The organism is Acidovorax facilis (assembly GCF_023913775.1).
Taxonomy (GTDB): domain Bacteria; phylum Pseudomonadota; class Gammaproteobacteria; order Burkholderiales; family Burkholderiaceae_C; genus Acidovorax; species Acidovorax facilis.
In genome coordinates this window covers 1-12,411 of the sequence record NZ_JAMXAX010000040.1, presented here as the reverse complement: position 1 = coordinate 12,411, position 12,411 = coordinate 1, and the positions used below count along the sequence as shown (strand labels likewise).

13 protein-coding genes are annotated in these 12,411 nt (G+C 65.5%); 9 read left to right on the top strand and 4 right to left on the bottom strand.

All coding sequences use genetic code 11. The features are described 5' to 3' along the window. Positions 1-83 precede the first annotated feature (83 nt). The 3 genes from NFX52_RS13295 (at position 84) to NFX52_RS13285 (ending at position 2,064) form a co-directional block, all read left to right on the top strand. Entirely contained in the window at positions 84-533 is a 450-nt protein-coding gene (locus NFX52_RS13295; RefSeq protein WP_055398877.1) for a RidA family protein, read from the top strand. Positions 534-574: 41 nt separating this feature from the next. Continuing rightward, positions 575-1,855: an MFS transporter gene (locus NFX52_RS13290; RefSeq protein WP_055398879.1), complete on the top strand. Its 1,281-nt coding sequence runs from the start codon at positions 575-577 to the stop codon at positions 1,853-1,855. A gap of 65 nt (positions 1,856-1,920) precedes the next feature. Then, on the top strand, positions 1,921-2,064 hold the full coding sequence (locus tag NFX52_RS13285) for a hypothetical protein (RefSeq protein ID WP_199727021.1): 144 nt from the start codon (positions 1,921-1,923) through the stop codon (positions 2,062-2,064). Positions 2,065-2,185: 121 nt separating this feature from the next. On the opposite strand, the gene NFX52_RS13280 is transcribed toward NFX52_RS13285, so the two are convergent. Together NFX52_RS13280 and ylqF are read right to left on the bottom strand one after the other, a co-directional pair. Beyond that, the gene (locus tag NFX52_RS13280; RefSeq protein WP_252635674.1) at positions 2,186-4,489 is read right to left on the bottom strand and encodes a putative bifunctional diguanylate cyclase/phosphodiesterase; all 2,304 of its coding nucleotides are present in this window, start codon (positions 4,487-4,489) and stop codon (positions 2,186-2,188) included. A 428-nt stretch (positions 4,490-4,917) separates the two neighbouring features. Continuing rightward, a complete protein-coding gene (ylqF, locus tag NFX52_RS13275; RefSeq protein ID WP_055398883.1) occupies positions 4,918-5,895 on the bottom strand; it encodes a ribosome biogenesis GTPase YlqF in 978 nt (325 codons plus the stop codon). A 93-nt stretch (positions 5,896-5,988) separates the two neighbouring features. On the opposite strand from ylqF, the gene NFX52_RS13270 reads away from it, so the two are divergent. From NFX52_RS13270 to NFX52_RS13260, 3 genes are all read left to right on the top strand, one after another. Beyond that, positions 5,989-6,240 carry a hypothetical protein gene (locus NFX52_RS13270; protein WP_055398885.1) on the top strand — a complete coding sequence of 84 codons (252 nt, stop codon included), beginning with the start codon at positions 5,989-5,991 and terminating at the stop codon, positions 6,238-6,240. An 11-nt stretch (positions 6,241-6,251) separates the two neighbouring features. Then, positions 6,252-6,467 carry an oxidoreductase-like domain-containing protein gene (locus NFX52_RS13265; RefSeq protein WP_055398886.1) on the top strand — a complete coding sequence of 72 codons (216 nt, stop codon included), beginning with the start codon at positions 6,252-6,254 and terminating at the stop codon, positions 6,465-6,467. Between the two features lie 113 nt (positions 6,468-6,580). Next, positions 6,581-7,549: an IS1595 family transposase gene (locus NFX52_RS13260; RefSeq protein WP_082437481.1), complete on the top strand. Its 969-nt coding sequence runs from the start codon at positions 6,581-6,583 to the stop codon at positions 7,547-7,549. A 187-nt stretch (positions 7,550-7,736) separates the two neighbouring features. Here NFX52_RS13260 and gshA read toward each other — a convergent pair whose 3' ends face one another. Continuing rightward, positions 7,737-9,266, bottom strand: a complete 1,530-nt coding sequence (gene gshA, locus NFX52_RS13255; RefSeq protein ID WP_055398890.1) for a glutamate--cysteine ligase — start codon at positions 9,264-9,266, stop codon at positions 7,737-7,739. 71 nt (positions 9,267-9,337) lie between these two features. Beyond that, positions 9,338-10,246, bottom strand: a complete 909-nt coding sequence (locus NFX52_RS13250; RefSeq protein WP_055398892.1) for an SDR family oxidoreductase — start codon at positions 10,244-10,246, stop codon at positions 9,338-9,340. A 359-nt stretch (positions 10,247-10,605) separates the two neighbouring features. On the opposite strand from NFX52_RS13250, the gene NFX52_RS13245 reads away from it, so the two are divergent. The 3 genes from NFX52_RS13245 (at position 10,606) to NFX52_RS13235 (ending at position 12,401) form a co-directional block, all read left to right on the top strand. Continuing rightward, the gene (locus NFX52_RS13245) at positions 10,606-10,887 is read left to right on the top strand and encodes a DUF427 domain-containing protein (protein WP_055398894.1); all 282 of its coding nucleotides are present in this window, start codon (positions 10,606-10,608) and stop codon (positions 10,885-10,887) included. Between the two features lie 565 nt (positions 10,888-11,452). Next, positions 11,453-12,091, top strand: a complete 639-nt coding sequence (locus tag NFX52_RS13240; protein WP_055398896.1) for a DUF938 domain-containing protein — start codon at positions 11,453-11,455, stop codon at positions 12,089-12,091. Between the two features lie 13 nt (positions 12,092-12,104). Then, positions 12,105-12,401, top strand: a complete 297-nt coding sequence (locus NFX52_RS13235) for a 2Fe-2S iron-sulfur cluster-binding protein (RefSeq protein WP_055398898.1) — start codon at positions 12,105-12,107, stop codon at positions 12,399-12,401. Positions 12,402-12,411: the final 10 nt, after the last annotated feature.

Genomic DNA, 12,411 nt, shown 5'->3' with positions numbered 1-12,411 from the left:
CCGCTGCGACTGCGGTCGCCCAGGCTTTCCGGCAATTCCACCTTGGGTTTCACCTTCACATCCCCTCTCAGGATTTCTGCACCATGCGCCTTGATACCGCAACAACCCAGCGCCCCGCCACGGCAACTTCCGCGCTGCGCTTCATCAACCCGCCGGGCCTGTACGACCCGCGTGCCAATGGCTACACCCATGTGGTGGTGGCGCCCGCCCCGGCACGCACTGTCTTTGTGGCGGGCCAAGGTGGCGAGAACGCGGCGGGCCAGCTGTCTGCCGACTTTGGCGAGCAGCTGCGCCAGGCGTTCACCAACCTGCGTATCGCATTGGCAGGCGCGGGGGCCAACGTGCATGACGTGGCCAAGCTCACCGTGCTGGTGGTGGACCACACCGAGCAGCGCCTGGCGTTGTTCAGCCAGGCGGTGCGCAGCCTGTGGCCCGATGGGGCGGCACCGGCCTGCACGCTGATCCCGGTGCCCCGGCTGGCGCTCGACGGCATGCTGATTGAAATCGAGGCCACAGCAGTGATGCAGGCATGAGCTGTGCATGCACACCACCCCAAGCAACCACTGTCCCCAAGATGAGCACTCCACCGCACTCCCGCTCCGCATCCACCACACCATCCAGCACGCCCCGCGCAGAGGCGCCAGGCCTCAGCACGCCGGTGCTGCTGCTCATGGCCGTGGCCTGCGGGTTGTGCGCGGGCAGCAATTACTTCAACCAGCCCCTTCTGCACTCCATTGCCACGCAGTTGCAGGTGCGTGACGCCTCGGCGGCGCTCATCGTCACGCTGGCGCAGGTGGCCTACGCGGCGGGTTTGTTGTTGTTGGTGCCGCTGGGTGACATGCTGGAGCGGCGGCGGCTCATCACCACGCTGATGTTGCTGGCGGCCCTGGGGCTGTTCACCAGCGGGTTTGCGGGCAGCTACGCCCTGCTGGCGCTGGGCACGGTGCTGACGGGGCTGTTCTCGGTGGCTGCGCAGGTGCTAGTGCCGTTGGCGGCCACGCTGGCTGCACCGGGCCGCAGTGGGCGCGCGGTGGGGCTGGTGATGAGCGGGCTGCTTGTGGGCATTCTGGCGGCGCGCAGTGTGGCAGGACTGCTGTCTGAACTGGGCGGCTGGACGCTGGTGTACCGCGTGGCGGGCGTGGCCATGGTGGCCGTGGCGCTGGCGCTGTGGTGGGTAATGCCCCGCTCGCGAAACGCTGGGCGGGCCCAGGGGTATGGCCAGGTGCTGCGCTCTCTGGGCACGCTGGCCCTGCGCCACCCCCGGCTGCGCAGCCGGGCCTTGCTGGGCGGGCTGTCGTTTGCGTCGGTCAGCGTGTTGTTCTCCACCATGGCGCTGTTGCTGGCGGGGCCTGCCCACCGCCTGGGCGATGCGGGCATCGGCCTGGTGGGGCTGGCGGGCGTGGCCGGTGCACTCATGGCCAATGTGGCGGGCCGCATGGCCGACCGTGGTCAGGCCCAGGTGGCCACGGCCGTTTCGGTAGGGTTGCTGCTGCTGGGCTGGGGCGCGCTGTGGCTGGGCGCCACCAGCCTGGTGTGGTTTGTAGTGGGCATGCTGGTGGTGGACCTGGCGCTGCAGGGCGTGCACATCAGCAATCAGAACGTGATCTACCGGCTGGACCCCACGGCCCGTGCGCGCATCAACGCGGTGTACATGACCAGCTACTTCACGGGCGCGGCCAGCGGGTCGGCGCTCGGGTCCGTGGCCTGGCTATGGGGCGGCTGGGGCGCCACCTGTGCGCTGGGTGGGAGCATCGCGGTGCTCAACGCCCTGGCGCTGGCGCATGACCAGCGCCTGGCTCTGCGAGCGCATCCTGCGGCAGCGAACCCCGCTGCGGGGCAGTCCGCCATACGCTGAAAGGGGCCGGTTTGTGACGTACCATTCCGGCACGGTCCCATTCCGAGACCTTTATAGGAGGCACCATGGCCAAAGGCGAACAACGCAGCAACAAGATGGCAAAGAAACCCAAGAAGGACACTTCGCTGCCCAAGGAAAGCGGCGGCTCTGACCGCCCCATGCCACCGGTGACCGCCGTCATCCCGCGTGGCAAAGAGAAGAACAAGTAAGTCACCCAGCACCCGCAGGCCGTGGCGCTGAGGCGCGCATGCGCCGACAAGCCGTTTGCTATCATAAAGATAGCTGCCAGCGCTTTACCAATAAGCGCTGGCAGCTATTTTTGCTTGAAATTCAGCCTTCATCCTCCACGGTGGCGGTGCCCACCAGCGCTGCACGGGCCAGCCAGTCGGTGTCGGGCTCGGGGCGCCCGAAGAGGTAGCCCTGGTACACGATATCGGGTGCGCGTTGGCTCAGGAAATCCGCCTGATCGCGGGTCTCGACCCCTTCCGCCACCACGCGCAGGCCGAAGTGGCGGGCCACCGACAGGATGCCTTCCACCAGCACGCCATCGTCGGCATTGGTGGGGGCGTCGCGCACAAAGGAGCGGTCGATCTTGATCTCCTGGATCGGCAGGCGCTTGAGATAGGCAAGCGACGAATAGCCCGTGCCAAAGTCGTCCAGCGACATGTCCACCCCCAGCGCCGCCAGCTCGCCCATCTTGGCCACGGCGTCGTCAAAGTCGTCGATCACCAGGCCTTCGGTCACCTCCAGGGTGAGCAGGCGCGGGTCGGCGCCGCTGGCAGCCAGCATGGCGCGCAGCTGCGGCACAAAACCCGCCTGCCGGAACTGCCGGGCACTCAGGTTGACCGAGAGCCGCAGTCGCCGCTCCTGAAACAATGGCTGCGCCAGCAGCGCGCAGGCATGGGAGAGTACCCAGCCGCCCAGGCTCACGATCAGGTCCGACTCTTCCGCCACGGGGATGAACACGCCCGGCGCCACCAGGCCGTCGCGCGGATGCTGCCAGCGCACCAGCACCTCAGCCCCGGTGATCTGGCCCAACACGTCTACCTGCGACTGCAGGTACAGCCGCAGCTCGCCCGCGCCGATGGCCTGGCGCAGCTCGCGCTCCACGCGAAAGCGCTGCTCGGCCGCCTCGCCCATGCCCTGCTCGAAGAAGGCCGCCCGCCCACCACCGGCCTGCTTGGCGCGGTGCAGCGCCGTGCCTGCACGGCGCAGGGCGTCGTGCGCAACATCGTTGGCACTTTGCGGGTAGAGCGTGATGCCCACGCTCGCACCCAGCTGGGCTTCTTCGGTGCCGTTGTCTTGCAGGTGCAGCGGCCGCAGCAACGCTGTCTGCAGCTTTTCGGCAAATGCCAGGGCACGCCGGCCCGCCAGCGAGGCGTCTGCGCCCAGGCCGTGCAGCACCACGGCAAATTCGTCGCCCGCCACACGCACCAGCAGGCCCTGGGGGGGCAGTATCTCGGACAGGCGCAGCGCCACGGCGCACAGCAGGCGGTCGCCCATCTCGCTGCCGCGTGCATCGTTGAAGGTGGTGAAGCGGTCCAGGTCCAGCAGCAGCAGCGCGTGTTGCGTGGTGGGCGGGCGGCCCGCGCGGCCCTGCAGCGCAGACAGTCGCTCCATCAGCGTGAAGCGGTTGGGCAGGCTGGTGAGGCTGTCGAAATGCGCCAGGCGATGAATTTCCTGCGCTGCGCGCTTGCGCTCGGTGACGTCCTGCTTGAGCTCTACATAGTGGCTGATGTGGCCGTCGGGCTGGCGGATGGGGGCCACCACCACGGCCTCGGCAATCTCGGCGCCGTCCTTGCGGCGGTTGACCTGCTCGCCCGCCCAGCTCTCGCCGCGTGCCAGAGTGGCGCGCAGGCCGTCCCGCTGCGCGGGCGCCAGGCCATTGCTGGAATAGTCGGCCGATGCCTTGCCCACCACTTCATCGCGCTCATAACCCGTGCGGCGCACGAAGGCGTCATTCACGTACTCGATGTCTTCTTTCAGATCGGTAATGACGATGCTCTCGGGGCTTTGCTCCACCGCCCGCAACAGCTTGCGCAGTGCGGCCTCGCTGGCAGCCAGGTTGGTAGCGGTCTGCTGCGCCTCCTGCACCCGGCTCATGTAGTTGCGGCGCGACAGCAGCGTGGCCGCTGCCGTCAGCACCAGAATGCCTGCCAGGTACACCGCACCGGCCACCCGGTTGGCCACCTGCACCGGCTTGAACATGCCCTGGATGTCGGCCCAGATGAACCCCAGGAACAGCAGCGCCGTGAGCCCCACCAGTGTCAGGGTGGCCCTGGCCCCCAGCAGCCAGCCGGCCAGCACGATGATCACCGGGTAGTTGAGCAGGTTGGGGCCGTTCACACCGCCATTGCGGGCCGCCACCAGCGACACCGATACCCACACGCCCCACACCAGCAGGTGGGCCGCCTGCGTCCAGCGCTGCTGGCGCGCCAGCCACAGCGCTGAGCCCCCCACCAAGCCCGCCACCAGATTGAGCGCCACACGCGCAGGCTGCACGGGGTCGTCAAACATCAGCAGCACGCCGATGACGCCACCGAGCAGCATCACGGCCCACCCTGCCACACGCACCAGATGGCGTGTGGTGGCGTCTTCGTGGTCGGGCAGCGGAACGGCGGGGGCTTCGGCCATGGCGACGGGGGTAGCAGGGGGAAGGCCATCGTAACCGCAGCCTTAGAACCTGTTCAAGTTCTTAGAACCTGTTCAAGATCTTTTCGGGGTCGCACAAGTGCCTTGCCGGGATGGGATGCAAGGCGCGGTGAGCGGCCAATAGCCCGGCTATTGGCAAGCGCCGCAACGCCGCAGACCGCCCGGCAAGGCACTTGCCCGAAGGGTTGGAGTGAAATCGGGCGATTGAATGCCTCGGCTGCTTGCATGGGCATGAGCCCATGCGGCGCATCCGAAGCTTCCACTCATCCCGATTGCACTCCAATGCGATCCCCGAAAAGATCTTGAACAGGTTCTTACGGATCGGCTACCTGCAAAACGCCAGCAGCGGCGGCCACGCAACGCCGACGGCGGGCATCCTGCGCGCCCGCTGGGATGCGCCGGGAACCCGGTCAGTCCGTGCCGTCGTCGCTGCCCGGCGCAGGCTCCCGCACACCCGAGCCCTTGCCTTTGGACTTGGCGCGCGCATCTTTTTTGGCCTGGCGCTTGGCGTCTTCGGCCAAGCCCGCAGCGCGCCAGGCTTCAAACTCGGTGGGCGTCTCCAGCGTGATGCGGCCCAGGATGGCGGTGCGGAAATCCGTCATCACGATCTCGGCCGTCTTTTGCAGGTTGACCTTGCCGCCGCCCAGCATGGCACCGCGTTTGCGGCCAATGGCTTCGAGCAGCTCTTCGTCGTGCATCGTTGCCACGGCCCCCTCGGGCAGGCCCAGTTTGTAGCGAGCCTCCAACAGTGGGGCGTAGTTTTTCTGCAGGCGGCGCAGCAGCTCCAACGCCACCAACTCCTCGTCGTAGGCATTGCGGCCCACCGCGCCGCTGGCGGCCAGGTTGTAGCCGCTTTCGGGCACCACAATGCGCGGCCACAGCATGCCGGGCGTGTCCCACAGGTAGAAGTCGTCGGCCAGGGTGATGCGCTGTTCCAGCTTGGTGATGCCGGCCTCGTCGCCCGTCTTGGCCTGGCGCTTGTTGCTGAGCGTGTTGATGAGCGTGGACTTGCCCACGTTGGGCACGCCGCAGATCAGCACCCGCATGGGCTTGGCCATGCCGCCCCGGTTGGGCGACAGCAGGTGGCACGCGTCAATCAGCTTGCGCGTGGGGGCCGGGTCGGACGCATCGAGTGGCAAGGCGCGCGTGTCGCTCTGGGCGTTGTACCAATCCACCCACTGCGCCGTGCGCTCGGGGTCGGCCACGTCCTGCTTGTTGAGCACCTTGAGCGTGGGCTTGTGGCCGGTGATCTCGGCCAGCAGCGGGTTGGCGCTGGAGCCGGGCAAGCGGGCGTCCAGCACCTCGATCACCACGTCAATGTCCTTGATGCGTTCGGTGATGGCTTTGCGGGTCAGGTGCATGTGACCGGGGAACCACTGGATGGCCATGCGAGGTACTTTCTTGTGTTTTCAAATCAATCTGAGGGTGGCAAGGATAATCGCGGTCCCACTTGCCCTACGCCACGGCGTTGTTTGACCTTCATGCCAGCCCCTCTCGACACCCCGCGCAAAGCCACCGCCGCCAAGGCCCACAAGGATCTGCTGTTCAAGAGCGTGACCTTGGCCCTGATTGGTCTGGTCATCCTGCTGGCGCCGTACGTCGCCCGCTCTGCCAGCGTGCGCGATCTGATGAGCCAGGCGGCCCTGGTGGGCTGGTTTGCGCTGGTGCTGGGCATTGCGTTTGGGGTGCAGTACGCCGTGCGCCGCGCCAAGTCCGGGCGCCACAAGCCGTGAGTTCACTCACCATGGCAACCCCGGCCCGCGCTGTAGACGGCGCGACCGCGCAGCAGATGTTCCAGTCGCTGCAGCAACGCGCTGCAGACATGGGCATTGCGCTGCGCACCCCGCCGCCCGAGCCCACCACCTGCTGTGGGCGCGGGTGCAATGGCTGCGTGTGGGAGGGGTTTCTGGACGCGGCCGAATACTGGCGGCAAGAGGCGCTGCTGCAGCTGCAAGGCTGAAATTAGTGCAAAAACAGGCTCTTCTAGCGAATGCTAGTGATGCCTCTTTAATCGCGCCCCATGGCCCTGATCTTTAAGGTACGACGCCTTTGCGTCTGCCCCAGGAGAAGGCCATGCGACAGCAACAGATGACGCGCTTGATCCACAGCTTGCCCCAGCTGACGCACCACCAGCGCCAGCAACTGGCAAGCTCCCTGCAGGTGCTGCTCGATCACAGTCAAGCCATCGCCGTTGTAGAAGCGCACAGCGGCGGTTCCCGGGCTTGCCCGCATTGCAACAGTTCCCTGCTTGTCAAGAACGGCTCGGCCAATGGGCTTCAACGCTTCAAGTGCCGCCATTGCGCGCGCACCTTCAACGCCTTGACTGGAACACCGCTGGCGCGTTTGCATCTGCGGGACAAGTGGATGGGTCAGACACAAGCTTTGGGCGAAGGCCTCTCGCTCAATCAGGTGGCCCAGCGCCTGGGCGTGGCACAAAGCACCGCCTTTCGCTGGCGTCACCGCTTCCTGGCCTGCCCAAGCAACCAGCAGGCTCGCCAGCTTGTGGGCATTGCCGAGGCCGATGAGTCCTACTTCCTGGTCTCCTGCAAGGGTCAAAGAGGGTTGCTGCGCAAGGCCCGTCGCCGGGGAGGTAAAGCGCTGGCTGGCTGCAAGGGTTCGGAGTACACACCCGTACTGATGGCGCGAGACCGTGCGGGAGCAACGGTCAACCTCATCCTGGAGACGAACAAGGCCGTCAGTGTGCAAGCGGCACTCAAGCCCTTGTTGCCACCGGACACCATCCTGTGCACCGATGGCAGCGTCACTCTGGCCAGTGCAGCGCGGCTCTTGGGTGTGCAGCACCAGGCAGTGAACGTGAGCCGGGGCCAGCGGGTGAGCGGCCCCTGGCATGTGCAGAACGTCAATGCCTATGTCAGCAGGCTGCGCGGCTGGATGCAGCACTTCAAGGGCGTTGCAACGAAATACCTTGATTCGTACCTGGGGTGGTTCAGGTTGTTGGACCGATCAGGCCCGATGGGCCCACAGCCCGCGCTGGTGCTGGGTGCGGCCATGGGGAATCAAGACGTCACTAGCATTCGCTAGAAGAGCCCAAAAACAGCCTCTAGCGCTTGATGGATAAGCGCAGACAGCTATCAAATTAAGAGCATCTGGCAGCCCGCCTTGCAGCAGATGTCGGCTGAAACTGTCGCAGCCCAAGGCCAGTGCCACCGTGGAACTGGCTTCGCCAGGCCACCGGTGGCGTCCCCCTTGGGGGAAGCGGCGCAGCCGCTCAGGGGGTCAACTCCTTCACCGCCATGTACTGCTCGCGCCATTCCTCAAACGGCAGCGTGTCTGCCGCCTCGATGGCTTTCTGCGCGGCAATCGATTCATCTGCCATCGACAGGAAGCGCGCCTGCTGTTCAGGCGTCCACGGCAAGCCCAGCAACGCGTCGCGCGCAGCGATGGACTGCTGGCGGGCAAAGGATTCAAAGCTGTTGTGGTGGCTCTGCACGATGCTGTCGAGAACGCGGGCCGATGGTGTGCGCTCGGGCGCAGCCATCAGCGCGCGGGCATCGCGCAACGCGGTGCTGTAGTCGTCGGTGCCATGGGTGGCATCCAGCGCGGCAGCCAGCGGCTCGCAGGCGGCCAGCACCTCGGCACCCCATTCGGTCAGCGGCACGCTCTGGCCGTTGCGCGACAGGTGCAAACCGGGCTCGCGGCCACGCTCTGCGGTGAGGTGCTGGTTCTGCTTGAGTTCGGCAATTTCGGCCGGTGTGTCGGGCGGGCTGTCGGACAGCAGGCAGTGCAGCAGGAACACATCCAGCAGGCGCATGGTGGGCGCGGTGATGCCCACGGGCACAAACGGGTCCAGGTCCATCAGGCGCACTTCGACGTATTCCACACCCCGCTCGCGCAGCGCGTGCAGCGGGCGCTCACCGGTGCGCACGGTGCGCTTGGGGCGGATGGTGCCGTAGAACTCATTTTCGATCTGCAGCAGGCTGGTGCCCAGCTGGTTGTAGTCGCCGCCCGGGTTGCGCACGCCCACGGTTTCATACGCGGGGTACGGCTTGGTCAACGCCTCGTGGAGCGAATTGGCGTAGCCCGTGAGGCCGTTGTAGCTCACGGCCAGCGTGGCCTGCGCGTCGCTCTGGTAGCCCAGGCGGCCCATGCGCAGCGACGTGGCGTGGGGCAGGTACAGCGCGCTGCCGCCCTCCATGGGCTGCAGTCGGTGCTCTCGGCCTTCTACAAAACAGGGGCACAGCGCGGGGGACGCGCCAAACAAATACAGCAGCACAAACGCATGGCGGCGGAAGTTGCGAATCAGCGCGAAATACTGCTCGCTGTCTACGCCCGGCAGCGACCAGTTGTAGTGAATGCCCGAGATGGTCTGCATGCGGCGGCCATAGCGGTGGCCCAGGCCCATGCGGTACACGCTCTTGGCGCGGCCCACATTGGAGCTGCCGTAGCGGCCAATCGGAATCGTCTCGTCGGTGGGCAGGCCGCAGGGCATGCTGGAGGCCCACAGCAGCTCGCCGCCGCTGTCCTTGAGGGTGTGGTGCACAAACTGGTGCACCTCGGTCAGCTCATCCAGGCACTGCAACACGCCCTTGTGGGCGCCGGTGATCAGCTCCAGCTGCGACTCGCTGTAATCGGTCGTGATCAGCGGGTGCGTGAGGGCAGAGCCCAGGGCCAGCGGGTGGGGGGTAAGGGCCAGGCCGCCGGTGGGCAGCACGCGCAGCCCTTCCTTTTCGATGCCGCGGCGAATCCCCCCCAGGGCGTCCGCCGGGTAGGCGGCCAGTCTCTCGTGCAGTGTGCTCATATGTTTATACCGATCCAACTTCTGTCGGCCCGGAACTTAGCACGTTGAGCGCTGGCCCGCCTCTGGGGAAATCAAGCCCTTGCGGCCAAGGCCTTTCCAACTTCGTTGGTTCCTTGGGCTGCGCCACTTTGTGGTACTTGCTCGCCGGCACGGTCCGTCACCTGGGCCAGGTGGGCCGCCAGTTGCTCGGGCACATCAGCGCCAATGCCCAGATGAACGCCCTGCGTGAGGGTGATGTGGGCGGCCTCGAACGTGCCCGCACCCGCACACAGGATGGTGCGCGTGGGCGCGCTTTCATGGGCCAGCACCAGCATGGCGGGCACCACGGCCTCGGGCTTCAGGGCGTCCAGCACTTCCTGGGGCATCAGGCCCTCGGTCATGCGCGTGGCGGCCGTGGGGGCCAGGGCATTGACGTGGATGTTGTACTTGGCGCCTTCGATGGCCAGGGTCTGCATCAGCCCCACCTGGGCCAGCTTGGCCGCGCCATAGTTGGCCTGGCCGAAGTTCCCGTACAGGCCGGTGGACGACGTGGTCATCACGATGCGGCCATATTGCTGGGCCACCATGTGCGGCCACACGGCCTTGCAGCAGTTGGCGGCGCCCATCAGGTGCACATCCACCACCAGGCGGAAGTCGTCCATGCTCATCTTGGCGAACGACTTGTCGCGCAGGATGCCCGCGTTGTTGACCAGCACATCCACCCGGCCCCAGGCATCGATGGCCTGCTGCACCATGGCCTCGACTGCGGCAAAGTCGGTGACGGATGCGCCGTTGGCCAGCGCCTCGCCGCCCGCAGCACGGATCTCATCGACCACGGCCTGCGCGGCACTCACGGTACCGCCGCTGCCGTCCACCGCGCCGCCCAGATCGTTGACCAGCACCTTGGCGCCGCGCGCTGCCAAAGCCAATGCATGCTGGCGGCCCAGGCCACCGCCTGCGCCCGTCACGATGGCCACACGGCCTTTGAAATCAATACCCATGGTGAAGGTTCTCCTGTCCTGTTGTCTTGGTTGGTCCATCAATCAGTGGAATAGAAACGAAACGCATCTCTCTAAACCGCCTCTGGCGCCCAGCCCCAATGTGCGGGCACCGCGCGGTGCACTGTAAGCCACGCGGCGCTGGCCGCCGGTTGCGCAGGCGACTGAATAAATGAAGGCATATCCGTCTAAAACCCTGCGTTCCCAGAGGCCCGTGCACAGCTGCGGCGCATTGGGAATAATCAGCCTCGCAATCCCGTTCCGGGGGCTTGCTGCCGCAGCGGCACCCCTTTACTCACCATTTCATAGCTAACAGCGCTTATAAATCAAGCGCCAGCGGCCATTTTTACCAAGGATTTCCCATGAAAGCAGTCTGGAACGGCGTAGTAGTTGCCGAAAGCGACGACACCGTGGTGGTGGAGGGCAACCACTACTTCCCCGAAAGCGCGCTCCACCGCGACTACTTCACCTTCAGCAACCACAAGACCACCTGCGCCTGGAAGGGCCAGGCCAGCTACCTGTCGCTGCTGGTCAACGGCGAAATGAACACCGACGCCGCCTGGTTCTACGCCGACCCCAAGCCCGAAGCCGAAGAAATCAAAGGCCGCGTGGCGTTCTGGAAGGGCGTGAAGGTCACCCCCTGAACACCCTGCAGCCACCACCTGCGGGTTATCCCTGCCAGCACTGGACAATCATGTGGATAAGTTTTGACAAGCCCTGTATGACAACGCCAAGTGCTTGATTTGTAAAGGATCACCCTGCACTGCCTCATTTTTGGGCAACGCAGAACATCATGGCGATGGTTATCCCGTTCTGCACTGGACAATGGTGTGGATAACCTTGGATAAGCCTTGTATGGCCGCTTTAAGTGATTGATTTACAAAGAATATCCTTGTGACGCTCAAAAAACAGGCAATTACAAAACCCGATCAACCCCCGCTGCCATCACCCCCAAACGGCCCCAAAAACCCCCGGTTATCCCTTCCCGGACTGGACAATCTTGTGGATAACTCTGAACAAGCCTTGTATGACAGTTTTAAGTCATTGATTTACAAGGAAACTTCTTATGCCGCCTAAAAAACAGGCAGTGCAGCCGGGACAAAGCATCTGAGGTACAGTCCCCGTCGGCATTCATCGAAGTGCTCTCCATTTCATAGCTACCAGCGCTCACCAGATAAGCGCTAGACGCTAAAAATACCAAAATATTTAGTGACCACCGCCCCCCTCCAGCACAGCCCCGCCGCCGAACGCAACCAGGGCCCCATCCTGGCGAAGCTGCTGGCCCTGTTGCCACCTACCGGCGCCGCGCTGGAGATTGCCAGCGGCACCGGCCAGCACGCCGCGCACTTTGCAAGCGCCCTGCCCGGCTGGACCTGGCAGCCCACGGACCTGCACAACACGCACTTCGCGTCAATCACCGCCTGGGCCGAGCAGGCAGGTGCCCGCAACGTGCGGGCGCCACAGCGGCTGGACGTGCTGCATGACCGCTGGCCCAGCGAAGGCCCGGCGTTCGGCGCCGCGTCGTTCGACCTGGTCTACTGTGCCAACATGCTGCACATCGCGCCCTGGGCCTGCTGCACGGGGCTGATGCAAGGCGCCGCCCGCCACCTGACGCCGGGCGGCCACCTCGTCACCTACGGCCCGTACCTGGAAGATGGCGTGCCCACCGCGCCTGGCAACCTGTCTTTCGACGCCAGCCTGCGCGCACAAGACGGCGACTGGGGCATCCGCCGCATCGAAGACGTGGCCGCCGTCGCCGCCCAGGCCGACCTGCAACTGGCCGCACGGCATGCGATGCCCGCCAACAACCTGCTGCTGGTTTGGACACACGCCTCCCGCAACGCTTGAAGAAACGCACCCCATGAACACACCCACCGCAGCCCCCTTTTTCATCGCCAAGGTCGAGCCCGACGGCCAGCAATGCGACGCCTGGCCCGAGCAGCCCCTGCTGTTGTCGCTGGAGCAAGGCGGCATCGACTGGCCCAGCTCCTGCCGCAACGGCACCTGCCGCACCTGCCTCGGCATGCTGATCGAAGGCGAAGTGCGTTATGCCATCGAATGGCCCGGCCTGTCCGCCGAAGAAAAGGCCGAGGGCTGCGTGCTGCCCTGCGTGGCCTACCCGGCAAGCGACGTGCGGTTGCAAGCGCAAAGCATCTGACGTTGGCTGA